Below are 22,453 nucleotides of genomic sequence, written 5' to 3' on the forward strand. Positions count from 1 at the left end.
TTTTGATATTTTTTTAACATACTACCCATATTAAACCATACTGCACCTGTAAATGCAAGAAAAATCACAATAAAAATAGGATCCTTCACTGTTTTTCGTGAAAGATCCCATCTTTAGAATTTTTATTCTTTTTACTTCATAACGACTCTCTTGAAGTTCTTCTTACCTCTGCGGACTACCAGACCCTCTCCGTCAAACTGCTCGGGATCGTAAGCGGTCTTCACATCTGTAACCTTTTCATCCGCTACGACAACACCGCCCTGTTCTACGGCACGTCTTGCTTCACTGCGGGATGCGGACAGTCCGGATTTCACCAGAACACCGAGAATATCAATCTTACCATCGGTAAAGTCTGCCTCTGTCAGCTCACTGGTAGGCATTTCTGCGGCGTTGCCGCCGGTAAACAGTGCTCTTGCACTCTCCTGTGCCTTCTTAGCCTCTTCCTCGCCATGTACCAGATTTGTCAGTTCGTATGCCAGAATTTCCTTCGCCTGATTTAACTGGCTTCCTTCCCATTTGTCCATCTCATCGATCTGCTCCAGAGGCAGGAAGGTCAGCATACGCAGGCACTTCAGGACATCAGCGTCTGATACATTTCTCCAGTACTGGTAGAACTCGAAAGGAGTAGTCTTGTTGGGATCCAGCCATACGGCACCCTTCTGGGTCTTACCCATCTTCTTACCCTCGGAATTTAACAGCAGGGTGATGGTCATAGCATAAGCATCCTTGCCCAGCTTTCTGCGGATCAGCTCGGTGCCTCCTAACATATTGCTCCACTGATCATCACCACCAAACTGCATGTTACAGCCGTATTTCTGGTATAAGGTCAGGAAGTCAAAGCTCTGCATGATCATGTAGTTGAACTCTAAAAAGCTTAAGCCCTTCTCCATTCTCTGCTTGTAGCACTCTGCGGTCAGCATACGGTTAACGCTGAAGTGTGCTCCCACATCTCTTAACAATTCCACATAGTTCAGATTCAGCAGCCAGTCCGCATTATTAACCATCAGTGCCTTACCGTCGCCAAAATCAATAAAACGGCTCATCTGCTTCTTGAAGCAGTCTACGTTATGCTGAATGGTCTCCTTGGTCATCATGGTACGCATATCGCTTCTGCCGGAGGGATCACCGATCATTGCAGTTCCTCCACCGATCAGAGCGATGGGCTTGTTGCCTGCCATCTGCATTCTCTTCATCAGACACAGTGCCATGAAATGTCCCACGTGAAGACTGTCTGCAGTAGGATCAAAACCAATGTAGAAGGTAGCCTTTCCATTATTGATCAGTTCCTTGATCTCCTCTTCATCTGTCAGCTGTGCCAGCAGTCCTCTGGCTTTTAATTCATCAAATACTGTCATTTTCTCTTCTCCTTTTTGGGTTCTTTTACTCTGTATACCTTTTTGCATTTTTTGGGAATCGGCTCCAAAGGCACTAAAAAAGCCCGCCCCTTTTCAAAAGGACGAGCTTGATCACTCGTGTTACCACCTAATGTTCCCGCCAGACTCACATCTGACAGCTCAGTAAGTATCTATCAATACTTCGGCCGATATCGGGGCCTGCCGTCCTGATCTACTCGTTCGGAATCCTCTGATAAAAATCTTCTGATCCTTCTCTTTCCACCGGCTGCTCCGGGATGTATTCCTGCTCTGCTTCTGTGCGCCTCTCACCTGCCGGCTACTCTCTGTCAGAAGTGGAGGAACAGTACTTCTTCCCTTCATTGCATTCTTCTTATCATATGTTTGCGCTAAACATGAACTTATTATAGCCAGTTTGCGTTTTTCTGTCAACACCAAAAATATGATCTATTCTCACGATTTATTCTTCAGGCCAGGGCAGATGGGATACTTCCAGCTTCTTGTCACGAAGCATCAGTTCTTTTACGGCCTGATCCGCAGGCTTACCGTCAAAGAGCACTTCATTTACCTGCTCAATAATAGGCAGCTGAACCTCATATTTTTTCGACAGTTCCATGGCAGCCTTGGCAGAATACACGCCCTCTACCACCATCTGAACTTCCTTCATTGCTTCCTCGTAGGACTTGCCCTGCCCGATCAGGATACCGGCACGACGGTTACGGGAATGCATACTGGCGCAGGTCACGATCAGATCTCCGATACCGGTCAGACCACAGAAGGTCTCGAAATTACCACCCATGGCAGTACCAAGTCTGGCGATCTCGGTAATGCCTCTGGTGATCAGTGCTGCCTTCGTATTGTCTCCGTAGCCCAGTCCGTCGGCAATACCGGCAGCCAGCGCTACTACGTTTTTCAGAGCACCGCCCAGTTCAATGCCCAGTACATCCGGGCTGGTATAGACACGGAACACCTCGTTCATGAACAGATTCTGCACATATTCCGCACAGCTTTTACTCTTAGAACCCGCTACGATCGTCGTGGGGATACCACGGCTGACTTCCTCCGCGTGCGTCGGTCCGGACAGTACCGCTACCTGTGCCTGGGGGATCTCATCTTCGATGATCTGTGCCTGGGTCATCAGGGTATGCTCCTCGATTCCCTTGGAGACGCTGACGATTCTCTGTCCCTTCGCCACCAGCGGGCTGATGCGGTGTGCCGTGCTTCTGGTGTAGGAGCTTGCCACTGCCATAACTAACAGATCCTTACCCTCGATCGCAGATTTATCATCCGTAGTAAAGATCATATCCTCCGGGAGCTTTACTCCCGGCAGCATCTTGTGTTCGTGCTTCTCCTGAAGCATCTGAATCTCTGCAGGAACTGCAGACCATACCGTCACCTCATGTCCGTTCTTATGTAATACCACTGACAGACCGATGCCCCAGCTTCCGCCGCCCAATATACATACTTTTGCCATAGCTTATTTATCCTCCCCGGATATTTCTGTCTGCGTTTCTGTTGCCTTTTTCTTGAACAGATAAGTCTTCCTCTCGTTCCCGTGAAGCAGACGGACAATGTTCTGTCTGTGCTTCCAATATGCCATAACCGTGAGAAATGCAGTAATTGCATACATCTCATACAGCTGTGACTGCGGCATGGCACCGAACAGTCCCATCTGTCCGCAGACTACCATTTGGATCATAAATCCAGCATATACCAGCAGTGATCCCAGAGACACGTAATGTGTGGTCAGAAAAGCGCCAAAAAACAGTACCACACCCATCACGATAAAATAGGGGTGGAAAGACAGAATCAGTCCTGCGGTGGCAGCGATACCCTTTCCGCCCTTAAATCCCATATAAAACGGAAAGTTGTGTCCGATAATGGCTCCTGCGCCGGTGTACAGACACAGCAGATAAATATTCTCCGGATGTCCGGTACTGAACAAGGCTCTGGTGATACATACGGCGATGATACATTTTAAACAGTCTCCCGCAAACACGATCAGTCCCGCCTTCGTTCCCAATACTCTTAAGGCGTTGGTGGTACCGGCATTGCCGCTTCCGTACTTACGGATATCGATTCCCTTTGTCTTGCCATAAAAATATGCAGTCTGAAACAGTCCAAATACATAGCCGATGAGTAAACAGATAACACGTTCCATTATTGATCTTTTTCCTTTCGTTCTCTGATGATAAATCTGAGGGGAGTCCCCTTGAACCCAAAGGTCTCTCGGATCTGATTTTCAATATATCTGGTATAGGAGAAATGCATCAGCTCCTTATCGTTTACAAAGATCACGAAAGTAGGCGGTTTTACCGCTACCTGGGTAATATAGTACAGTCTCAGTCTCTTACCCTTATCGGAAGGGGGCTGCTGCATTGCCACAGCCTCTGCCATGATCTCATTCAGCACACCGGTAGCCACACGCATGGCGTGGTTCTCGCTGACAATATCGATGGTCTCGAACAGCTTGGGCAGTCTCTGCCCCGTCTTCGCAGAGACAAACAGAAGCTCCGCATAAGGCATGAAGGATAAGGTATTGCGCACCTTTTCCGTAAATTTGTAAATGGTCTTGTCGTCTTTTTCGATGGCATCCCACTTATTCACTACAATGATCGTCGCTTTGCCTCTCTCATGTGCGATTCCGGCGATCTTCGCATCCTGCTCCGTAACGCCTTCTTCCGCATCGATCATCAGTACCACGACCTCCGCACGCTCCACGGCACTGACGGTACGGACGATCATGTAACGCTCCAGTTCTTCCTTGATCTTATTCTTACGACGGAGTCCCGCAGTATCAATGAATACATATTCCTTGCCATTATAAGTGATCTCAGTGTCCACCGCGTCTCTGGTAGTACCTGCGATATCAGATACGATCAGACGGTTCTCACCCAGCAGCTTGTTGATCAGGGAAGACTTACCTACGTTAGGTTTACCGACGATAGCCACACGGGTGCGATCATCCTCCTCTTCCTCTGCCTGTTCCTTATCAAAATATTCGGTTACAGCCTCTAACATGTCACCGATTCCCAGACGGTTCACCGCAGAGATCGGATGAGGATCGCCGATGCCCAGATTGTAGAATTCGTAAACATCCGCCATATACTTCTGGAAACTGTCTACCTTGTTGACTACCAGTACCACCGGCTTGTGGGAACGGCGCAGCATGTCCGCCACCTTGGAGTCAGCGTCCACCAGCCCTTGCTTTACATCTACCAGGAAAATGATCACATCCGCCGTCTCCATGGCGATCTCCGCCTGCTCTCTCATCTGGGACAGGATCACATCCTTGCTGTCCGGCTCGATACCGCCGGTGTCGATCAGCGTAAATGTCATATCCAGCCAATGGATATCCGCATAAATACGGTCTCTGGTAATACCGGGCGTATCTTTTACGATAGATATATTTTCGCCAGCCAATGCATTGAACAGGGTGGATTTACCTACATTCGGGCGTCCCACCACCGCAACGATGGGCTTGGATTTTCTCTTTGCCATAATTTCCTCCATTCTTACTTCTGATATCTTAGTTCTGCCCGGAACCTTCGATTCCAAGCAAAGCGTCCACAAGATCATATCCGCTTGATTTTACAATATTCACAGGAACTTGTAAAGCCCCCTCCACGTCTGCCAGCGTATAATCGTCCAGAAACAGATCTGCTCCGCTTCTGAGGACATTCCGGGGAAGATACAACGCTTCTCCCAGGTTTTTATCCTTTAACTGCTTCACGATATCCTGCCCGGTCAGAAGCCCGGATACGGTGATCATCTCTCCGAAAAATTCATTGATGATCTCATAGACCTGGATCCGAAGCCCGGGATATTCCTGCATCAGTTCTTCCGACATTCTCTTTAAATAAGGAAACGCCAGTCTGCCCGTCGCCAGGGAGATCTCCCTTGTCCCTTCCCAGGGAAGCTTTGCCCCGGAAGCTTTTTCTATGATACGTCTCTTTAGCGCGTCGTGGAACTCATCCAATAACAGCCGGATCATGCCTACGCCGTTCTCCAGCTGCAGATAACCATCGTAACGTTCCTCCTCCGGCACCTCTCTGCCCGCTAAGATATACCACTCGTCACTCGCCTGGATAAAATGGGTGCCATATTTCTCCATGCAGATCTTCTGGTATTTCTCGATCAGGTCAATGACCTCGCCCGCATCCTGCGCATTGAATGGTTCTAACGGATACAGCCCCTCACGGTATTTGGACAATCCAACCGGTACCACGGAAACGCTCTCCACATTCGGCAGATATTCCATCAGCTTCTGAATGCTGTATTCCAGTTCCTTACCGTCATTCACGCCCTTACACAGTACGATCTGTCCGTTCATCCGAATCCCCGCAGCATTTAAAGTATCCACCTTTTTCAGAGCATCTCCCGCGAAACGATTGTTCAGCATTTTACACCGAAGCTCGGGATTCATGGTCTGGAACGAGATGTTGATGGGGGACAGATGATATCTGCAGATCCGGTCGATATCATGGTCCGACATGTTGGTCAATGTCACATAATTGCCCTGTAAAAAAGACAGGCGGGAATCGTCATCTTTGAAATACAAAGTATCCCGCATGCCCTTCGGCATCTGATCGATAAAGCAGAAAATGCATTTGTTATGACAATGCCTGTATTCATCCATCAGACCGTTCTCAAATTCGATTCCCAGGTCCTCATCGAATTCCTTATCGATCTCTAAGAGCCACTGCTCTCCATCCGGCTTCTCCACCAGCATTTCAATATAAGTATCCTGGGTCAGAAACTGATAATCAAAAATATCCTCGATCTCCGTATTATCTATCGCCAGTACCTTATCTCCCGGAGCAATCTCCAGTTCCTCTGCGATACTGCCCGGCTTTACCGTTTTTACAATATGTTCTTTTTTCTTCATTTTAATCCACCTAACCAGCTTTCTTCTATCCATTGTACAAGAAATTCCTTGACGTGTCACTAGCATAATGATATAAATTAATTGTTATACTCTGAGCAAAAGGCAAGCATCGAAGATGCAGCTTTGTGAATGAAGCTCTGAATATATTTTCGAAATATTTTTACAAACAATAAAAGCTCGTCCAGGAGGGACATCATGCCTAATTTACATGAACTGGAAAATGCCATGCCCGTGGCTCCTTTGAAGATCATCGCTCTGCCTTCCGCAGAAAAAATGGGACGCCGTATCAACGATTACATGGTTGAATTCCGTAAGAGTATCCACAATGACAAAGTTAAAAATGATCCTGCTTTCCACGGCTATATCGAGAGTAATTATCTCGTAGATGTGGATGTACCCCGTTTCGGAAGCGGTGAAGCCAAGGCACAGATCAGTGAAACCATCCGCGGTAAAGACCTGTTCATCTTAACCGATGTGTGCAATCATAGTATTACTTACAACATGAACGGCTATACCAACCACATGTCTCCCGATGACCACTATCAGGATCTGAAGCGTGTTATCGCCGCATGTAACGGTAAAGCACGACGCATCAATGTCATTATGCCCTTCCTCTACGAAGGCAGACAGCACCGCCGCAGCGGCAGAGAGTCTTTGGACTGCGCTTATGCATTGGAAGAATTAAGAGACATGGGAATCGACAACTTTATCACCTTTGATGCCCACGATCCCCGCGTTCAGAATTCCACACCCCTGAACGGCTTTGATAACTTCACCACACCCTATGAATTCATAAAATCACTGTTGAATTCCGAAGACGATATGATCGTGGATAAGGATCATCTGTTAGTCATCAGCCCGGATGAGGGTGCTTTGGACCGTGCTATTTACTTTGCAAGCGTCCTGGGTGTTGATACCGGTATGTTCTACAAGAGACGTGACTACTCCACCATCGTCAATGGTAAAAACCCTATTGTTGCCCATGAATTCTTAGGTGACAATATCGACGGCAAAGACATCATTATTATCGATGATATGATCTCCTCCGGTGGAAGTATGTTGGATACCGCGAAGCAGTTAAAGGCAATGAATGCCAGACGCGTATATATCTGCTGTACCTTTGGTCTGTTCACCGATGGTCTGAAGAATTTCGATGCTGCTTACGAGCATGGCGATTTTGATAAGGTCATTACTACGAATCTTACCTATCTGCCTCCCGAAATCTATACAAGACCTTACTTTGTTGAAGCAGACATGAGTAAGTTCATTGCTTCCCTGATTGACTTCATGAACCATGATGCTTCTCTGTCCAATGTCATGGCTACCACTGATAAGATCCACGGTATTGTGGACGCCTACAACAACCGCAAGGACATGAACGAGTTCCATTTCTAAATTAACTAACGTTAACAGAAAAAAACGCAGAAGCCCTGATTTGCTTCTGCGTTTTTTTGTTAACTTCTACTGGCTTACTCTTCCGCCTTATCGGAATCTTCCTCGTTCACTTTTTTCTTCTCATCTATCGTCTCTTCTGCCGCCGGTCGGATATACTCCGGAAAATCCAGCAGGATCTTGAACAGATCTCCGTCTAACCGGATCTGAAATTCTCCATGCTGTGCCTGCGTAAGATTCTTCGCGATATACAGTCCAAGCCCACTGCCTTCCGTGGTGCGGGAAGCGTCTCCGCGGATAAAACGCTCCGACAATTCCTCTCCCTTTAAATTCATAGGTCTGTCAGAAATATTTTTAAGAGAAGCAACAACTCTGCCACCTTCTACCTGCATCTCCAAATAGACTCTGGTTCCCTCCAGCGCATATTTACAGATGTTCTGAAAGAGATTCTCGATAATTCTCCACATTCTGCGGCTATCCGCATAGATCATACCCGGCTGGTCACTGCCGTCGAAAATAATCTGCAGCTTTTTCTCCCCCAGTCTGTCAGAGAATTCTCCCACTGCCTGGTTCAACAGCTCCGTCAGATTTAACGGCTCTAAATTCAATACAATATTACCGGAAGAGATTTTCGAAGCTTCCACCAGGTCATCTGTCAACTGTTTCAGCCTCTGGGACTTGCTGTCCAGTACGGCAATATAGCTCTGTGCCGGTTCCTCCGTGATTTTCAGGCGTTTCAGCAGATCCACATAATTGATAATGGAGGTCAGCGGCGTCTTGATATCATGGGAGACATTAGTGATCAGGTCAGACTTCATCTGTTCGTCCTTCATGCTGGTACTTACCGCCTTACGGATACCTTCACCGATGTTATTTACCGCATCCGCCATCTCCCTATTGTCTCCGTGAAGCGCCTCCGTATCCAGCTTATAATCCACCTCGCCGTCACGGATCCTACGTATTCCTTCCACAATATCGATCTGTTCCGCTTTCTGTTTAAATCGCAGCACACCCACGATACCGTCCAGTACAATGGCTGCCAGTGCCGGAAGCAGCCATAAGGCTCCTCTGTCCCGCAGCAGATAGGCTGCAAATATTCCCGCCAGATTGGCAAGCAGGAACAGATTATACGGAATCAGGGAGCTGATGGCGGAATTTCTGTGGGATACCACAAAATGTACCGCTTTTCCGAAGCTGCTCGTAAGCCAATGTAGGAAACTGTCACTCCACATATTGTGGGATTTGATCCTGCGCATGAAGCTGTACCAGAATACGTTAAATCCCATGCTGACTGTAAATCCATAGATGGCAAATACGCCGTATGCCGCCAGTCTCGTATATTCTCTGCCCTGAATCTCAGCATGGCTTAAGTAAACCCTGTTTGCCGTATCCATCAGGTAATCATAGCCTATTCTTCCCGCATAGATGCATGCCACAAAAGCAAGCAGCATAAATTCGATCCACACATGGTCAATACCGTTCAAATACAGAACCGGTTCATCCTCTTCATCATATGCAACACCTGCCGTCACTGTCAGATATATACCGATGAGCAGCCACAGAACCACTAGCAGGATCCCGCCACCAATGAGATACCATATATTCGGTACGATCCTCTGAAATACCACATTTGCATTATAGAAGGAGTCTCCCGCCACCGGATAATTCGTATCCACGGCGATCCAGATATGTGTCATATCCGGATAGGCATAATCATATTCCTTGAGATAATGATAGATCTCACTCTCCGTCATACCGGTATTACCGGTAAATTCCAGACTGTCGGGATAATAGATCAGATAACGTCTGTATTCGGAAAAATAGTCCGTGATCTCATTATCCGAACTGTTCTCAATCTCCGATACGTTGGTATAAGTCCTGGTAATACCGTCCGGGGTCACCATACGGACCGCGTATTTCAGATTTCCTGCATTTTCCCGGTACAGATCGTTACAGTTCTGATATTGTTCGTAACTGGCAGCCAGGGTATTTACCGTCAGTTCCAAATTGTTCTGCAACGCTATATAGTCAACCCAGTTACTTGCATGGGCAGTCAGCTGTTTCTCTCCGTCCACAGTGGCGTACCGGTTCACGATCATGGGAAAATATACGGTAATTGTTCCGTCATCCTCCCTGGATACCCGGATATCCTGTGCGCTCTCCTTCACGAAATAAGTAAATGCCAGATCCTCCAATCGATCAGTCCTCTGACTCTCCGGAATGGCTTCTATCGCCCGTAGCACCGCATCCTGTTCCTCCACAGTCTGTTCTGCTTCCGCCACAAATTCCAGTTGTCCGTCTCCATCCAGTTTAAAATGCTCCGGAGAGGTCACGGGACCGAAATAATTGACGAAATCAGACATACTCATGATACGGTCCGTATACTCCACGCCGTATCTTCCCCACTTGATCAGATCTTCCAGTTCATAGACCGCCGTTACCGTGCAATCCACACCACCGCTTTTTGCAGATGCGAATTTTGTAATATCGATCTTCTTATAGGGATCAAACTGGTCATTGGTCTCAATTTCCCCCTTGATCACCATAAGCTGTAGGATGTCCGATACCGCACTCCGAAAAAGATCATGAAAAATCACGGAATCCTCAAATTCCGTCTCTGCATCCAATGGTGATAATTCATATACTTTGGTTCCGTCCGCGGTATCCACTGCAAGATAAGAATTGAATAGGACTGCAGCAATGGCAACTAACAGAAGCAATGCCGCCGTCTGCTGTACCAGCCCCAGTACCAGCCGCTTTAATGTCTGTTTTCTCATGTCTGCTCCTTATCAATTTTATAACCGACCCCCCATACCACCTTCAGATATCTCGGTTCCTTGGGATTGATTTCTATTTTTTCACGGATATGCCGTATATGTACGGCTACCGTATTGTCCGCTCCGATAGCATCCTCATTCCAGATGCTTTCGTAGATCTGATTGATAGAAAATACCCGTCCCTGATTCTTCATCAGAAGCAATAAAATATTGTACTCAATGGGAGTCATTTTCACCGGTTCGTCGTCCACTGTCACCTGCTTGGTGTCATCGTTTAATATAAGTCCTCCCACCTGATAGATTGCCTTATTCTCCCCGGTGAGGCTTCCCAGTGAAGTATATCTGCGCAGATTGGACTTCACTCTTGCCACCAGCTCCAGAGGATTGAAGGGTTTGCAGATATAATCATCTGCACCGATATTCAATCCCAGGATCTTGTCCGTGTCCTCTGATTTGGCAGATAAAATAATGATGGGGATACTGCTGTATTCCCGAATCTTTAATGTTGCCCGGATTCCGTCTAACTTCGGCATCATAATATCCATGATCAGCAGGTGGATATCCTCCTTGTCCAGAATCTGAAGCGCCTGCTCCCCATCATAGGCTTTGTAGATCTTATAACCGTCCTGACTCAAATAAATTTCTATCGCATCTACGATCTCTCTGTCATCGTCACACACTAAAATGTTTGCCATACTTCCCTCGTTTCTGCGTCTGCACGCTTGCTCCCACCTAACATGATCAACAGTTGTTTTTCAGCATTAAAAACGCTGCAAGATTCCCTCTTTGTCCGTGGCTGGCACGGTGTGAAAATAAATATTCCGGATTATGACAGGTGCAGACATCCGTCACTGTCAGATGCTTGGGCAGTATCCCTGCCTTTAACAGAATACTTTCATTTGCCTTCCACAGATCCAGCTGATATTTTCCATCCGCCTTCCCCGGCTGTAAGATCTCCTTCGGAAAGCCCTCTCTGAATTGTTCTGCCACTTCCTCACTCACTTCATAGCAGTCTACACAGATGGACGGTCCGATGGCCGCAATCAGATCCTTCGGATCACTATGAAAATGTTCCCGCATAAATTGTACCATGCAGGCACCCATTCCCGCCACAGTTCCCCTCCATCCGGAATGTGCCAGTCCGATAGCTTTCTTCACCGGATCCACAAAATATAAAGGTACACAGTCCGCATAAAAAGTCACCAAAGCCATTCCCGGAATATTCGTCGCCAGTCCATCCACGTCATCATAAGCGGAAGGTTCGGTAATACCGTTCCCCAGATCCGCTTCCGTCACCAGACGGATATTGGTGGTATGAGTCTGTTTTGATGCCACCATATGTTCCGGATCGGTTCCTAACACCTCGCCGATGCGTCTGTAATTTTCCCGGACACATTCCGGATCATCCCCTCTGGAAAAGCTTAAGTTCATCGTGGAGTAGATTCCGCTACTGACACCACCGATTCTGGTGGTAAATAAATGCTCCACAACTCCGGTCTTCTCTAACTTCGGGAATACCAGATATTCCAGTTCTCCTTGTTTTCTCTGCTGTATACCGTCCGGATTCCCGCCGCTATTTCTTATTAACTGATACATTCTCTATCTCCTTGTACGATAATGATGTAAAAAAGCATTGGGAACCCAGATGATCTGTTCTCCCTGTATCGCCACTACATCATAACGCACCCATGTGTTCTCATCATATTTATGCAGGATTCTATAATAATCCGCTACTTCACAGATCATTTTCTGTTTTGCCGGCGTTACAGCCTCCAGTGCCGATCCTTTTTCTGTTCCGGCACGGTATTTCACTTCCACGAAAACAAGATATTTCCCGTCTCTGCCGATAATGTCGATCTCTCCATTTCTCCCTCTGCGAAAATTCCGCTCTAAAATCCGCATTCCCTGCTTTTCCAGATAGTCTGCCGCTATCTGCTCATACACATTCCCCGTCTGTCTGGTATTCAAGTTTTCTGTTTTCCCCCGTTTGCTACGCTCTCCTTCACCATGCGGTGGTCTACCGCATCTACGAATACCAGGATCTCCGCCACCACCTCGTATAATTCCGGTGGGATCATTTCTCCGATATCCAGGCGGGACAGTGTGTCTGCCAGTTTATCATCCCGATGGATCGGGACACTGCTTTCCTGTGCCTTTTCTATAATCTTCTCTGCCAGGATTCCCTTACCGCTGGCTACGACTCGCGGTGCATCATCGGAAGGGTCGTATTCCAGTGCTATTGCCTGTTTTACCTTCTTTTTTTCGTCGTCCATTGTTTCTCCCCCCGGGTAGTTCTAAACATACACGATTTCTCCGTGCTGCGCACTCTCGAAATCGCAACATACATTCGTATTCCGGACTATTGTCCTACATACACGATCTCTCCGTGCTTCGCACTCTCGAAATCGCAACATACATTCGTATTCCGGACTATCGTCCTACATACACGATCTCTCCGTGCTGCGCACTCTCGAAATCGCAACATACATTCGTATTCCGGACTATCGTCCTACATACTCATGTATGTTTACTTCTCTCATAGAAAGCATCCGTTGCCTGCAAGCAGTCACGTCTGCTTTCTATGGAGAAGTTATGTTCTCACGTCAAAAGCGTATCTCGCTATCGGAACACTTCTCTCTGTCTTAACAAGCGGTGCCATAGCCTGGGCGGTCTGTTGTAACTCTGTTCGCAGTGTGGTCTCGCAATTACAGTCGTAACCTCTCTTTTTCAGCCTCTGTGTCAACACATCCATATTTGATTCCAGATAATCCAGTATTGCATCATTCTGCACGTAGAATTTGGTGCTTACTTTCACATCCTGCATTGCCACATAGACATCCAACGGTCCCAGATGCTCCATGTCCAGGTGCAGAAGAGCGCTGACCTGTCCGTCTCTTTTGGCGAGATTTTTCTTGTTTGTGTATACAAACAGTTCCCCTGTCTTATGTTCTCCCTGCCGCAGATGCAGCGGCAGCTGAATATACGCATAGGTCTGATTGATCTGCTGTAGGAAATCCACATTCCGGCTTAAGTTCGACACCGCCTGATATACCTGGGAGCCACTCTGTCCGTTCTCTCCCAAAGCATCGGCAAATCCCTTCAGCTGCCGCCCCAGCCTCTGGTACAGCTGTTCCACCTTCTCCGGAGACTCCACATCCTCCGGGCGTAAGCTCCAGCTGTCCAGTAACAGCTTTCCCGGCAGTTCCGTCACTTTAGAGTCCTGTAATACCCTGTGTAACAGATGCACATCCTTTGTATCCAGTCCCTGCTTCAGTAATTTCTGTATGTTCTTAAGCTGTGCCGTCACTGACTCATCCGAATCCGCTTCTTTTACTGTGGTATCTGACAGCCTGCCCATATTCTCTTCGGATATCTCTTCCGGCTGCAGTATTTCCGGTTTTTCCTCCACAATGGTCTGTAACGGCTGTGTGTTCTCTGCCTGCACCGTATCCGCTACTCCGGACACTTCTCCTTCTGCCAGCAGCAGGTCTGTAATTGCCTGATATAACCCGGCAGCCTGCTCCACATCCCCGCCTGCTACCATCTCCTGTAATGTAGCCGTCAGTGCTTCGGAAGCATCCGCAATTCCTTCTGTCAGCTGATGCGTCAGATTCCGGTAGGATGCCATCTGCGAAATATTTTCTTCCGTCACCGGCAGTTCCAGTCTGTGAAGATTTACAATATCCATAATCTCAGCATCCGGAAAAGTATTGCTCTCATGCCAGATCTGCTGCAGCGTATTTTTATCGATGGGAAGCCCCGCATCCATCAGCTGCTTTGTCATTGCCACCGTATTTTCATTTGTTGGAAGCGATGCCATATCCAAAGCCTTCCGTACTGTTCCTTCTGTTGCCATATTCGTAAACAGTGGGCTTAAGTTCAGCGTCTGCCCATTGCTTTTTACCTGAAAGGTGATATTCTGCCCCAGATCCAGACGGATATCCGCATCCACCTTCGCATCAATCAGCACATCCTGCAACAGGCGGATCTGTGCGTTGCTGCCCTCCCTGGAGACAATCTCTCCCCGCAGGGTCTGTCCCGGCACCAGCGAACGGATCTGACGATTCGCCTGCTCCGCATTTTCACTGTCCGGTATCTGTATTCTGTTGTTATCCGCAATTTTATCCTGCGTAAACCACCCTGTCAGCTTCATTTTTTGTCTCCTCCGGCATTTCCCTTAAAAGCCGAAATTCTTAATAAAACTGTGTCTGTGAATCGGTGTCGGTCCGTATTCCTTCAACGCCGCAATGTGCGCTGCACTGCCGTAGCCCTTGTTGGAAGCAAAATCATATTCCGGAAATACGTCAGCGTACTGTTCCATGAGCCGGTCCCTGGTCACTTTCGCGACAATGCTTGCTGCTCCAATGGAAATACTCTTGGCATCGCCCTTAATAATGGGAACCTGTCTGATGTTCACCCCCGGGATCGTTACGGCATCATTTAACAAAAGATCCGGTGCAGGAGTTAATTTACCGATTGCCTCCCGCATAGCCTCATAGGTTGCCTGCAAAATATTGATCTCATCAATTCGTTTTGGAGAAGCATAACCCACTGCCCAGGCAACAGCTTCCCGTGTGATCACATCATACAGCTCTTCTCTCTTTTTTTCGGATAATTGCTTGGAATCATTAATATACAAAATATGGCAGTCCTTGGGCAATATCACCGCACCTGCCACCACCGGTCCCGCCAAAGGTCCTCTTCCCACTTCGTCGATCCCGCAGATATAAGAATACTGTGCATATTCTCTCTCGTATTTTTTCAGATTTTCGATACGTTGTTTTTCTTTTTCCAGGGCATCCAGCTTTTTCCGGGCACTTGCCACCAGCTTCTGTACGCCACTTCTTGGATCCGTCTCATACTCTGCTATAAATTCAGGCAGCTTTTCCGTAGAAGCTGCCTGTAATATTTCTTTGATCTTTGCTGCACTTTCCATTTGTTTTCCCTCATCTGAAGTCCGGTCACTGATGCTTCAATACTCCGAAATCGGAAAGCGGCCAGATGCGCAGCCACGCTTTTCCGATAATATCCTCTCTCTTAATGTTGCCCACCATATCGGTCCGGCTGTCACTGGAGTTGTTACGATTATCACCCATAACAAAATATTCGTCCTCTTCCAGCACAATAGGATCTGCCGCTCTGCCGATGGTCTCCGGTTTGATCACTTCCCGTCCGTAAGACTCTTCCAGTTTTTCACCGTTTATGTAAATACTGCCGTCCTCCATGATCTGTACCGTCTCCCCGGGCAGACCGATGATTCGCTTGATATAGTAGGTATTTGACTGATACTGAAATGGAAATACAATAATGTCAAAACGCTCCGGATCATGGAAACGATAACTCAGCTTATCCACAATCAGATTATCCCCGTTGTGAAGGGTATTCTCCATAGAGGCTCCCTCCACTTCGGTACGTTGTCCTACGAAGGTGATCACAATCCATACTGCACCCAGAACACAAAGCAGGTAAATGGCAGTGTTTAAAAATTCTTTCAATACTTTATTCATTGTCTGAATCTATCCTCTCCAGTGTCATTCTTCCCAGCTTACCGCTGCGGAAATCATCGATCAGAAGTCCGGATGCCTTTACCAGGTCCAGCTGTTCTCCCTTCGAATAACATTTGCGGCTCTCTGCCACCGCTTCCAGTATTTCTATGGGTTTACCCGCAGGATCTGCTGCGTAGCGTTCCTGCAGTGCCTTCGGATACAACTCTTTGATGGCTCCGATGAGATCACATGCCAGTTCATCGGGAATTAATATCTCATCATTCATGGATCCTATAAACGCCAGCCGCATTCCCACCTGCTGGTCCTCAAACTTTGGCCACAGGATACCGGGGGTATCCAAAAGTTCCAGCCCCTTGTTCAGGCGGATCCACTGTTTTCCTTTTGTCACACCGGGCTTATTGCCGGTCTTTGCACAGGCTTTGCCTGCAAAGGAATTAATAAAAGTGGATTTCCCTACATTGGGAATTCCTACGACCATTGCACGGACCGGACGATTTACAATTCCACGCTTCCTGTCACGCTCGATTTTTTCCTTACAGACTTCCTGTACCAGTCCCTGAATGGATTTGATTCCCATTCCGGTACGGGAATTAATCTCCAGCACTCCCATTCCCTTTGCGGCAAAATATTCCACCCACTTTTTATTCCAGACAGGATCTGCCAGGTCGGATTTGTTCAATAAAATAATCCTGGACTTTCCCTTTCCAAGTTCATCAATGTCGGGATTTCTGCTGCTGATGGGAATTCTGGCATCTACCAGTTCAATGACCAGATCGATAAGTTTTATATTTTCCTGCATCATACGACGTGCTTTGGTCATATGGCCGGGATACCACTGATAATTCATTCGTTTCCTCTTTCCTTTATTGCTGCATTCCTTTATTTGATAAATCCCATACCTTCCGTAGAAGATTTTAGATGAAACCATGCCTTGCCAACGATATCATCCTCATCCACCGGACCGATATTTGCTGATCTGCTGTCTTCACTGTTATTGGGATTATCTCCGATGCAGAAATATTCTCCGCTTCCAAGAATCAGTTCATTTTCTGCAATACCGGCATCCAGTATCCGCTCTTTGACCCAGATACTCTGCTGACCGTTCACATACATTGTTCCGTCTGCGATCCGGACTTTATCCCCCGGTCCTGCCACAACTCTCTTGATATAATAATGGGAATTCTCATTACCATTGGGTAGAAATGCCACAACATCTCCTGCCTTGGGGGACGACAGGATATAGGTGAAACGGTCAATGTAGATCTGCTGTCCGTTCTCCAGTGTCGGTTCCATGGACATACCCACCACTCTTGCCGATCTTCCGAGGAAGATCACCATAACTCCGGCAAGAAACACAGACAACGCAATACCGAAGATCCAACTGAATATCTCCCGCAAAAGTGCCTGGCTGATCTTTTTCTTTTTTTTGTAAAAACTTAATCCTTTATTTCTCAATGTTATGCCCTATCTCGTTATCCAGGTTTACATGTCACAGTGTACCATATCCGGGGTGCTTTTTCAAATATAAAAGGCAGCTGTATTAAAACAGCTGCCCTCACCGGTCAATACAATTATTTTACTAATTCCTTAACCTTTGCCTTCTTACCAACACGATCTCTTAAGTAATTCAGCTTAGCGCGTCTTACTTTACCCTTTCTTACAACTTCGATCTTCTCTACATTGGGAGAGTGTAAAGGCCAGGTCTTCTCTACGCCGATTCCGTTAGAAGTCTTTCTAACAGTGAAAGTCTCTCTGTTGCTGCCGCCCTGTCTCTTCAGTACAACGCCCTCAAACACCTGGATTCTCTCACGGTTACCCTCTTTGATCTTGCCGTATACCTTAACGGTATCGCCAACTTCAAACTGGTCAACGGTCTCTTTTAACTGTTCTGCTTCGATCTCTTTGATAATGTTACTCATAATGAGCCTCCTTCATAAAATGGATGTTCTTAATACGCTTATTGGTAACAGAGGACCATCTCGTTTTCACAACATTCAGATTTTATCATAAGCCTGCATAAAAAGCAAGCTTTTTTTATTTATACAACCACCAGATCACGGGATCCGACAGATTCAGCCCCAACCGTTCCTGCAGTTGTATGGACGCTTCATTTCCATTCACAATATGGGCATAGGGTATCATCCCCTGTTCTCTCTGTTTGTTGATCAGATAGCCTTCCAGGGATGCTGCAAGTCCTTGTCTGCGGTATGCATCCTCCACATACAGCATTCCCATGCTGCCGTCATTGTGACATCCAATGAAGCCACAGAGCTTTCCATCAATATAGATGCCGAAGACATCTCCGGCCACAATCCTCTCCCGGACATAAGTCTCGTCTCCCAGATGATAATGCTCCGCCACATAAGGAATCTCTTCCACTGTCAGCTGCCGGATGTCCTTGTGCCTCACCGGAAGTGGTTCCCCTCTGGTATAGCATGCCTGGGAACATAGCATACTGCCATGATACCCCAAGATTTCACTGACGCGTTCATTCCAACGGCCTGTCACAGTCACAATACTATGCTCCGACACATCTTTCGGAATCAGCGGCAGCATTTTCTCCAAATGTTCCTCATCCTCCGCATTCAGCATGGCATTGCCGATCTCCGGCAGATAGATCAGTATATTTTTCCCTTCCGCATAGAGAATTTCTCCCTGTCCTCTGGAAAGCGTCTCCATCATATGAATAAAAATACGTTTCTTCGCGGAAAGTTTTTTGATGACCCGCTGTTTTTCCTGATATTTTGCATAGAGGTCCGGACGGCGTTCTTCGGTGCGTCGCTCGGACTGTTCCCGGCGCCAGGCGTTTATTTTCTTATGATTGCCGGATAAAAGCACCTCCGGTACCTTCTTTCCATGCCAGTCCTCCGGGCGGGAATACTGGGGATATTCCAGCAGATCGTTATGAAAGCTCTCTGTCTCGGCGGATTCGTCGTTATTAAGCACTCCGGGTACCAGTCGCGCCACAGCGTCCACCACGACCATGGCAGCCAGCTCTCCACCGGTAAGAACATAATCTCCGATAGAGATATAATCGGTTACTACTTCCTCCAATACTCGCTCATCAATTCCTTCGTAATGTCCACAAAGTAATACCAGTTCCTCTTCCCCGGACAATTCCTTTGCCTTTTTCTGTGTAAAAGGCTCTCCCTGGGGAGTCAGATAGACACAGCGGATCTTTTTTTCTCCTGCTACCGCCCGGTAAGCATCATAGACCGGCTGTGCCTGCATCAGCATTCCGGCGCCGCCGCCATAAGTGTAATCATCTACTTTTCCATGCTTGTCCTGTGTGTAATCCCGGATATTCACCGCATCGATGGAGATCAGATCTTTCTCCGCTGCCCGTCCCAGTATGCTGGTCGCCAGTCCCTGCTGCACCATCTCCGGGAACAGGGTCAGAATGTGAAACTTCATCATAAGTCAAGCAATCCTTCCAATACATGTACCTGCATCATGCCGTTTTCCACGTCCACGTTCAGTATACACTGTTTGATAGCGGGCAAAAGCAGGCTTCTGCCATCTGCCATTTCCACTTCGTAAACATCATTGGCACCGGTCTCAATGACATCCTTTACCGTACCTAATTCCGCGCCATCCTCATCCTGTACCTTAAGTCCGATCAGGTCTGCAATGAAATACTCGTCTCTTTGCAGGCGCACTGCATTTTTACGGGTCACATACAGGCTTTTCTGACGATATTTTTCTATATCATTAATGTTGTCCAGTCCTTTGAACTTCAGGATCACAAACTGTTTAAAGAACTTGACGCCTTCGATTTCCAGATTTAATTTTTCCCTGCCGGTGTCCAGAACGACTTCCCTTAATCTGCGGAATCTTCTGGGATCATCCGTGGTAGGATATACCTTTACTTCTCCTCTTACCCCATGGGTGGAAGTGATAATGCCGACCTGTAACAGATCTTCCATATAGTCTTACTCCATTCCGGCTGATAGCCAAAAAACGGAGAAACACACATCTGTATGTTTCTCCGCTCAACGTCTGTGATCTTATAACTTGAATTAAACGATCTCAACGTCCACTCTTGTGTTGTCTTTGGATGATGCTGCCTTCACAACGGAGCGGATTGCTTTTGCAATACGTCCCTGCTTACCGATCACCTTACCCATATCGGACGCAGCTACATGAAGTTCAAGGACGATATTTTTTCCTTCTGTCTTCTCAGTTACAACTACTTCATCCGGATTATCAACGAGTGCCTTTGCAACTACTTCTACTAGTTCCTTCATAATCCACCTCCGATGAATAGATATTTAGAACTTATTTCTCGATTCCTGCAACCTTGAAAAGCTTAGCAACCTGCTCGGTAGGCTGAGCACCGTTCTGTAACCACTTCTTAGCAAGTTCTTCGTTGATCTTGAAAGTGGAAGGATCGGTGGAAGGATCATAAGTACCGATCTCCTCAATGAATCTACCGTCTCTGGGAGAACGGGAATCTGCTACGATGATTCTGTAAAAAGGAGCCTTCTTCTGTCCCATTCTTCTTAATCTGATCTTTACTGCCATTTCTTTTTCCTCCATTAATAAAAATAAAATAATTTATATGATAAGAACTGATTGTTCATATCGGACTTAAGTTTAGTAAATAAAAATGCTAGAAAAATCTGCCACCCATGCCGGGAAATTTACCACCGCCGAACATACCGCCCATGCCGCCGCGGCCTTTTTTGCCGCCGCCAAACTGCTTCATCATCTTCTGGGTCTGCTCGAACTGTTTGATAAACCGGTTCACTGTTGCGATATCTACGCCAGCGCCCTTTGCAATGCGGTGCTTTCTCTGAGGGGTCAGGATCTTGGGATTCCTGCGTTCTTCCTTCGTCATGGATAATACGATAGCTTCCGTTCGCTTCATCTGGGTCTCATCGATGGCACCCTCTAAATCCGATGCCTTGATACCCATTCCGGGAAGCATCCCTAAGATACTGGTTAAGCCACCCATGTTGCGCATCTGCTTCATGCTCTCCAGGTAATCTTCAAAATCGAATTTACCTTTCTTCATGCGGCCGGCCATATCACGGCTCTTCTCCTCATCGATGTCAATGCTTGCCTGAGCCTTATCAATGAGGGATAACACATCGCCCATTCCCAAAATACGGCTTGCCATACGGTCGGGGTAGAACTGCTCTAAGTCAGACAGCTTCTCTCCCATACTTACAAAAAGAATCGGCTTACCTGTGACTGCTTTGATGGAAAGTGCTGCACCACCTCTGGTATCGCCGTCCATCTTGGACAGGATCACACCGTCGACGCCCACCTTTTCATCGAATTCCTTTGCTACATTTACAGCATCCTGACCAGTCATGGCATCGACTACCAACAGTGTCTGATGCACTGTCACGGTCTCTTTGATCTCCTGAAGTTCCGCCATCATGTCTTCATCCACATGAAGTCGTCCGGCAGTATCGAGAATTACTACATTATGGCCATTCTTCTCCGCATATGTGATCGCATTCTGTGCAATCTCTGCAGGCTTGTGATCCGTTCCCATAGAGAACACATCGACTTCCTGCTTCTTACCGTTGATCTGTAACTGTTCAATGGCTGCGGGACGGTAAATATCGCAGGCTACCAGCAGCGGCTTTTTGCCCTTGAGCTTCAGCTTGCCGGCAATTTTCGCAGTTGCTGTGGTCTTACCTGCACCCTGAAGACCTACCATCATGATAACAGTAATGGCCTTACCAGGCTGCATGGCGATCTCTGTGGTCTCACTACCCATGAGGCTTACCATTTCTTCATTTACGATCTTGATCACCATCTGTCCGGGATTCAGACCGTTCATGACATCCTGGCCAATGGCACGTTCCTCCACTGCCTTCACGAACTGCTTGACTACCTTGAAGTTAACATCTGCCTCCAGGAGCGCCATCTTGACTTCCTTCAGTGCGGACTTGACATCCTCTTCCGTCAGACGGCCTTTGCTTCTTAAGTTTTTAAAAACATTTTGGAGTTTGTCTGTTAAACTTTCAAATGCCATTTGCTGCTCCTTACCATTCCTTTAAAAGGGATCTGGACAATTCTCGGATGCGTCTCATCCGTTCTTCAGGATCTGTGGTATCCTCCGCAGTCAGCTGTTCGATCTCACCGATCTTCTCCTTGGCTGCCATGAAGCGTTCTACCAGATGAAGCTTGCTTTCATAATCCTGCAGGATCTTATCGCAACGCTTGATCAGATCATGGACGCCCTGCCTGCTGATGCCCTGTTCTCCAGCGATCTCACTGAGAGACATATCATTATATACTGCATCCTCATACACTCTCTGCTGATGCTCGGTGAGAAGCTCACCGTAGAAATCATACAACAGATTTTGTTCCAAAATCCTGTCCATCTTATCCAGTGCCTTTCTCTAGGTCATGCGATATGCACCTTGGCTATCATACTATAGAAAGTCCTAGGTGTCAAGTATTTTTTCTTTACACCTTTGCTATATAAATTGAAAGTTAGTGAAGAAATGCTATCGAATCTCCGTAGCTCGCATTGGGGCTAAGAACCGCAGACCCGCTTCCGCTTCGGACGCAGAC

The 22,453-nt window shown here is 47.1% G+C and carries 23 protein-coding genes and 1 other annotated feature; of the genes, 1 reads left to right on the forward strand and 22 read right to left on the reverse strand.

Annotated elements, in window-relative coordinates:
* Positions 1-131: 131 nt before the first annotated feature.
* From tyrS to ACTRDR_RS08290, 5 genes are all read right to left on the reverse strand, one after another.
* Positions 132-1,355, reverse strand: coding sequence for a tyrosine--tRNA ligase (gene tyrS, locus ACTRDR_RS08270; RefSeq protein WP_440526884.1), 1,224 nt, complete (start codon positions 1,353-1,355; stop codon positions 132-134).
* A gap of 94 nt (positions 1,356-1,449) precedes the next feature.
* Positions 1,450-1,724: a binding site (T-box leader), on the reverse strand.
* 88 nt (positions 1,725-1,812) lie between these two features.
* On the reverse strand, positions 1,813-2,826 hold the full coding sequence (locus ACTRDR_RS08275) for an NAD(P)H-dependent glycerol-3-phosphate dehydrogenase (protein ID WP_440526886.1): 1,014 nt from the start codon (positions 2,824-2,826) through the stop codon (positions 1,813-1,815).
* Positions 2,827-2,829: 3 nt separating this feature from the next.
* A complete protein-coding gene (plsY, locus tag ACTRDR_RS08280) occupies positions 2,830-3,513 on the reverse strand; it encodes a glycerol-3-phosphate 1-O-acyltransferase PlsY (RefSeq protein ID WP_440526887.1) in 684 nt (227 codons plus the stop codon).
* The gene (der, locus tag ACTRDR_RS08285; RefSeq protein WP_118547893.1) at positions 3,513-4,853 is read right to left on the reverse strand and encodes a ribosome biogenesis GTPase Der; all 1,341 of its coding nucleotides are present in this window, start codon (positions 4,851-4,853) and stop codon (positions 3,513-3,515) included. Before der ends, plsY begins: the two co-directional genes overlap by 1 nt.
* 28 nt (positions 4,854-4,881) lie before the next feature.
* Entirely contained in the window at positions 4,882-6,240 is a 1,359-nt protein-coding gene (locus tag ACTRDR_RS08290) for a DUF512 domain-containing protein (protein WP_440526889.1), read from the reverse strand.
* Positions 6,241-6,435: 195 nt separating this feature from the next.
* Here ACTRDR_RS08290 and ACTRDR_RS08295 point away from each other — a divergent pair, with 195 nt between their 5' ends.
* The gene (locus ACTRDR_RS08295) at positions 6,436-7,635 is read left to right on the forward strand and encodes a ribose-phosphate diphosphokinase (RefSeq protein ID WP_176864692.1); all 1,200 of its coding nucleotides are present in this window, start codon (positions 6,436-6,438) and stop codon (positions 7,633-7,635) included.
* A gap of 74 nt (positions 7,636-7,709) precedes the next feature.
* Here the strand turns inward: ACTRDR_RS08295 and ACTRDR_RS08300 are convergent, their stop codons facing one another.
* The 17 genes from ACTRDR_RS08300 to ylxM all read right to left on the reverse strand — a co-directional run bounded on the left by ACTRDR_RS08300 (position 7,710) and on the right by ylxM (position 22,260).
* Positions 7,710-10,409, reverse strand: coding sequence for a histidine kinase dimerization/phospho-acceptor domain-containing protein (locus ACTRDR_RS08300; RefSeq protein WP_440526890.1), 2,700 nt, complete (start codon positions 10,407-10,409; stop codon positions 7,710-7,712).
* Positions 10,406-11,104 (reverse strand): response regulator, encoded by a 699-nt coding sequence (locus tag ACTRDR_RS08305; protein ID WP_176864688.1) that lies wholly within the window; start codon positions 11,102-11,104, stop codon positions 10,406-10,408. Before ACTRDR_RS08305 ends, ACTRDR_RS08300 begins: the two co-directional genes overlap by 4 nt.
* A 46-nt stretch (positions 11,105-11,150) precedes the next feature.
* Positions 11,151-12,005, reverse strand: coding sequence for a peptidoglycan editing factor PgeF (pgeF, locus tag ACTRDR_RS08310; RefSeq protein ID WP_440526892.1), 855 nt, complete (start codon positions 12,003-12,005; stop codon positions 11,151-11,153).
* A gap of 3 nt (positions 12,006-12,008) precedes the next feature.
* Positions 12,009-12,377, reverse strand: a complete 369-nt coding sequence (locus ACTRDR_RS08315; protein ID WP_176864684.1) for a YraN family protein — start codon at positions 12,375-12,377, stop codon at positions 12,009-12,011.
* The gene (locus ACTRDR_RS08320) at positions 12,374-12,682 is read right to left on the reverse strand and encodes an EscU/YscU/HrcU family type III secretion system export apparatus switch protein (RefSeq protein ID WP_440526894.1); all 309 of its coding nucleotides are present in this window, start codon (positions 12,680-12,682) and stop codon (positions 12,374-12,376) included. The genes ACTRDR_RS08315 and ACTRDR_RS08320 overlap by 4 nt, the downstream gene beginning before the upstream one ends.
* A gap of 317 nt (positions 12,683-12,999) precedes the next feature.
* Positions 13,000-14,562 carry a flagellar hook-length control protein FliK gene (fliK, locus tag ACTRDR_RS08325; RefSeq protein ID WP_440526896.1) on the reverse strand — a complete coding sequence of 521 codons (1,563 nt, stop codon included), beginning with the start codon at positions 14,560-14,562 and terminating at the stop codon, positions 13,000-13,002.
* Between the two features lie 24 nt (positions 14,563-14,586).
* Positions 14,587-15,345: a ribonuclease HII gene (locus tag ACTRDR_RS08330; protein WP_440526898.1), complete on the reverse strand. Its 759-nt coding sequence runs from the start codon at positions 15,343-15,345 to the stop codon at positions 14,587-14,589.
* A gap of 25 nt (positions 15,346-15,370) precedes the next feature.
* Complete coding sequence (lepB, locus tag ACTRDR_RS08335) at positions 15,371-15,916, reverse strand: signal peptidase I (RefSeq protein ID WP_176864676.1); 546 nt, start codon at positions 15,914-15,916, stop codon at positions 15,371-15,373.
* Positions 15,909-16,763, reverse strand: coding sequence for a ribosome biogenesis GTPase YlqF (ylqF, locus tag ACTRDR_RS08340; protein ID WP_022153353.1), 855 nt, complete (start codon positions 16,761-16,763; stop codon positions 15,909-15,911). The genes lepB (ACTRDR_RS08335) and ylqF overlap by 8 nt, the downstream gene beginning before the upstream one ends.
* Before the next feature lie 32 nt (positions 16,764-16,795).
* Entirely contained in the window at positions 16,796-17,371 is a 576-nt protein-coding gene (lepB, locus tag ACTRDR_RS08345) for a signal peptidase I (RefSeq protein ID WP_440526900.1), read from the reverse strand.
* A 116-nt stretch (positions 17,372-17,487) separates the two neighbouring features.
* A complete protein-coding gene (gene rplS / locus ACTRDR_RS08350) occupies positions 17,488-17,835 on the reverse strand; it encodes a 50S ribosomal protein L19 (RefSeq protein WP_022153355.1) in 348 nt (115 codons plus the stop codon).
* Positions 17,836-17,950: 115 nt separating this feature from the next.
* Positions 17,951-19,333: a tRNA (guanosine(37)-N1)-methyltransferase TrmD gene (gene trmD / locus ACTRDR_RS08355; protein ID WP_440526902.1), complete on the reverse strand. Its 1,383-nt coding sequence runs from the start codon at positions 19,331-19,333 to the stop codon at positions 17,951-17,953.
* Positions 19,330-19,842 carry a ribosome maturation factor RimM gene (rimM, locus tag ACTRDR_RS08360; RefSeq protein ID WP_176864674.1) on the reverse strand — a complete coding sequence of 171 codons (513 nt, stop codon included), beginning with the start codon at positions 19,840-19,842 and terminating at the stop codon, positions 19,330-19,332. The genes trmD and rimM overlap by 4 nt, the downstream gene beginning before the upstream one ends.
* A gap of 93 nt (positions 19,843-19,935) precedes the next feature.
* Positions 19,936-20,163, reverse strand: a complete 228-nt coding sequence (locus ACTRDR_RS08365) for a KH domain-containing protein (RefSeq protein ID WP_022154075.1) — start codon at positions 20,161-20,163, stop codon at positions 19,936-19,938.
* Positions 20,164-20,194: 31 nt separating this feature from the next.
* On the reverse strand, positions 20,195-20,440 hold the full coding sequence (rpsP, locus tag ACTRDR_RS08370; protein WP_022313019.1) for a 30S ribosomal protein S16: 246 nt from the start codon (positions 20,438-20,440) through the stop codon (positions 20,195-20,197).
* Positions 20,441-20,528: 88 nt separating this feature from the next.
* A complete protein-coding gene (gene ffh / locus ACTRDR_RS08375) occupies positions 20,529-21,908 on the reverse strand; it encodes a signal recognition particle protein (RefSeq protein ID WP_440526905.1) in 1,380 nt (459 codons plus the stop codon).
* Positions 21,909-21,918: 10 nt separating this feature from the next.
* Entirely contained in the window at positions 21,919-22,260 is a 342-nt protein-coding gene (gene ylxM / locus ACTRDR_RS08380) for a YlxM family DNA-binding protein (RefSeq protein WP_117466484.1), read from the reverse strand.
* Positions 22,261-22,453: the final 193 nt, after the last annotated feature.

It is taken from the genome of Simiaoa sp. (assembly GCF_051972595.1).
Classification (GTDB): Bacteria; Bacillota; Clostridia; order Lachnospirales; family Lachnospiraceae; genus Acetatifactor; species Acetatifactor hominis.

Excerpts from the sequence above, each read along its gene's own strand:
- tyrS (WP_440526884.1), bottom strand. The coding sequence starts at position 1,355 with ATGACAGTATTTGATGAATTAAAAGCCAGAGGACTGCTGGCACAGCTG.
- ACTRDR_RS08275 (WP_440526886.1), bottom strand. The coding sequence starts at position 2,826 with ATGGCAAAAGTATGTATATTGGGCGGCGGAAGCTGGGGCATCGGTCTG.
- plsY (WP_440526887.1), bottom strand. The coding sequence starts at position 3,513 with ATGGAACGTGTTATCTGTTTACTCATCGGCTATGTATTTGGACTGTTT.
- der (WP_118547893.1), bottom strand. The coding sequence starts at position 4,853 with ATGGCAAAGAGAAAATCCAAGCCCATCGTTGCGGTGGTGGGACGCCCG.
- ACTRDR_RS08290 (WP_440526889.1), bottom strand. The coding sequence starts at position 6,240 with ATGAAGAAAAAAGAACATATTGTAAAAACGGTAAAGCCGGGCAGTATC.
- ACTRDR_RS08295 (WP_176864692.1), top strand. The coding sequence starts at position 6,436 with ATGCCTAATTTACATGAACTGGAAAATGCCATGCCCGTGGCTCCTTTG.
- ACTRDR_RS08300 (WP_440526890.1), bottom strand. The coding sequence starts at position 10,409 with ATGAGAAAACAGACATTAAAGCGGCTGGTACTGGGGCTGGTACAGCAG.
- ACTRDR_RS08305 (WP_176864688.1), bottom strand. The coding sequence starts at position 11,104 with ATGGCAAACATTTTAGTGTGTGACGATGACAGAGAGATCGTAGATGCG.
- pgeF (WP_440526892.1), bottom strand. The coding sequence starts at position 12,005 with ATGTATCAGTTAATAAGAAATAGCGGCGGGAATCCGGACGGTATACAG.
- ACTRDR_RS08320 (WP_440526894.1), bottom strand. The coding sequence starts at position 12,682 with ATGGACGACGAAAAAAAGAAGGTAAAACAGGCAATAGCACTGGAATAC.
- fliK (WP_440526896.1), bottom strand. The coding sequence starts at position 14,562 with ATGAAGCTGACAGGGTGGTTTACGCAGGATAAAATTGCGGATAACAAC.
- ACTRDR_RS08330 (WP_440526898.1), bottom strand. The coding sequence starts at position 15,345 with ATGGAAAGTGCAGCAAAGATCAAAGAAATATTACAGGCAGCTTCTACG.
- lepB (WP_176864676.1), bottom strand. The coding sequence starts at position 15,916 with ATGAATAAAGTATTGAAAGAATTTTTAAACACTGCCATTTACCTGCTT.
- ylqF (WP_022153353.1), bottom strand. The coding sequence starts at position 16,763 with ATGAATTATCAGTGGTATCCCGGCCATATGACCAAAGCACGTCGTATG.
- rplS (WP_022153355.1), bottom strand. The coding sequence starts at position 17,835 with ATGAGTAACATTATCAAAGAGATCGAAGCAGAACAGTTAAAAGAGACC.
- trmD (WP_440526902.1), bottom strand. The coding sequence starts at position 19,333 with ATGATGAAGTTTCACATTCTGACCCTGTTCCCGGAGATGGTGCAGCAG.
- rimM (WP_176864674.1), bottom strand. The coding sequence starts at position 19,842 with ATGGAAGATCTGTTACAGGTCGGCATTATCACTTCCACCCATGGGGTA.
- ACTRDR_RS08365 (WP_022154075.1), bottom strand. The coding sequence starts at position 20,163 with ATGAAGGAACTAGTAGAAGTAGTTGCAAAGGCACTCGTTGATAATCCG.
- rpsP (WP_022313019.1), bottom strand. The coding sequence starts at position 20,440 with ATGGCAGTAAAGATCAGATTAAGAAGAATGGGACAGAAGAAGGCTCCT.
- ffh (WP_440526905.1), bottom strand. The coding sequence starts at position 21,908 with ATGGCATTTGAAAGTTTAACAGACAAACTCCAAAATGTTTTTAAAAAC.
- ylxM (WP_117466484.1), bottom strand. The coding sequence starts at position 22,260 with ATGGACAGGATTTTGGAACAAAATCTGTTGTATGATTTCTACGGTGAG.